The organism is Streptomyces carpinensis (assembly GCF_002154505.1).
Lineage (GTDB): Bacteria > Actinomycetota > Actinomycetes > Streptomycetales > Streptomycetaceae > Streptomyces > Streptomyces carpinensis.
Genome location: NZ_MUBM01000678.1, coordinates 1 through 338, shown reverse-complemented (window position 1 = coordinate 338; position 338 = coordinate 1). Strand labels below are relative to the sequence as shown.

Annotated in this window: 1 pseudogene; it reads left to right on the top strand. The window is 77.5% G+C overall.

Going from position 1 to position 338, the window contains the following annotated elements:
• Window positions 1-292 (top strand): annotated as a pseudogene (locus tag BZY54_RS54385) (TetR family transcriptional regulator); the annotation flags it as partial.
• Window positions 293-338: the final 46 nt, after the last annotated feature.

Here is a 338-nt window from a genome sequence, read left to right as displayed (position 1 = left end):
CTGCCAGGACTCGGAGCGGGCCCTGGCGCAGGTGCTGACGAGCCGGGCCGGCACCGAGGACAACGTTGCCGACGCCTCGGCCCATGACCGGGCGAGTGACGCGGCGACCCCCCTCACTCCCGAACTCCGTTTCACCGCCGCCGTGGCGAGCGCCGCCGTGCGCGTGGCCGTGGAGGCCTGGGCCACCGGAGAAGCAGCCGCCGACGGCCCGCAGGGCCCGGCCGCCCTGGCCCTGCGCAACCTCGCGGCACTGCGCGACTTCACCTGGGAGGCCGGTGGCCACCGCTCGTGACCCGCACGCCCGCGGCGACATCCGCCGCGCCCCGCACTCCCGTGCC